The organism is Arthrobacter sp. E3 (assembly GCF_017353415.1).
In the GTDB taxonomy this organism is placed as follows: Bacteria; Actinomycetota; Actinomycetes; order Actinomycetales; family Micrococcaceae; genus Specibacter.
Genome location: NZ_JAFMPX010000088.1, coordinates 1 through 979, shown reverse-complemented (window position 1 = coordinate 979; position 979 = coordinate 1). Strand labels below are relative to the sequence as shown.

The window sequence follows — 979 nt, the reverse complement described above, 5'->3', positions numbered from 1 at the left end:
CACTCATTTTTCGAGAGAACCATGAAAACCAACACCACAACAAAGCAGTGTCAGATCCAGGTTCAAACATACTCAAAAGAAATTGCTTTCTCTATAAAGATGCTCGCGTTCACTATGTAGTTCTCAAACAACAACCCCACCACACACCAACCCAGCAACAGCACCAACCCCCACAACCCCACCCCACAAAAAACAGGGACAAGACCACGAAAACCAGCACCACCAACAAGGACGGTCATGTGTAGGAAAACCAGGACCAACACCAACCCCCCACACCCCGTCACAGAGACAGGACGAAAAGGGGGGCCGTTTGTTGTTCCAGGACCCAATAGCGTGCCAAACGCATAACAACCACACACCCGAACAACCCTGCACGGCTCTTTCCCCACGAACCCCAAAAGATTCGTTGTACTCAAGCCAGGTCGCCAGATATCGATCATCGACTATTTTATTGATATTCCACCCTTGAGCAACTCGCCCAGAAACATGCGTCCTGGCAACGAGTCTTTACTCCTCACACCACCAAGTGATCACCATGCGGTGATTGTTGTGGTGTTTGGTGCTCCTTAGAAAGGAGGTGATCCAGCCGCACCTTCCGGTACGGCTACCTTGTTACGACTTAGTCCCAATCGCCAGTCCCACCTTCGACCACTCCCTCCCTTACGGGTTGGGCCATGGGCTTCGGGTGTTACCAACTTTCGTGACTTGACGGGCGGTGTGTACAAGGCCCGGGAACGTATTCACCGCAGCGTTGCTGATCTGCGATTACTAGCGACTCCGACTTCATGGGGTCGAGTTGCAGACCCCAATCCGAACTGAGACCGGCTTTTTGGGATTAGCTCCACCTCACAGTATCGCAACCCATTGTACCGGCCATTGTAGCATGCGTGAAGCCCAAGACATAAGGGGCATGATGATTTGACGTCGTCCTCACCTTCCTCCGAGTTGACCCCGGCAGTCTCCTATGAGTCCCCACCAC

Annotated in this window: 1 protein-coding gene and 1 rRNA gene; one reads left to right on the top strand and one right to left on the bottom strand. The window is 52.6% G+C overall.

All coding sequences use genetic code 11. From position 1 onward, the window contains the following. A partial coding sequence (locus tag JMA46_RS16745; protein ID WP_207346480.1) for a hypothetical protein occupies nt 1–245 on the top strand: 245 nt, incomplete at its 5' end. A 325-nt stretch (nt 246–570) separates the two neighbouring features. Here JMA46_RS16745 and JMA46_RS16740 read toward each other — a convergent pair. Then, nucleotides 571–979 (bottom strand): 16S ribosomal RNA (locus JMA46_RS16740); the annotation flags it as partial.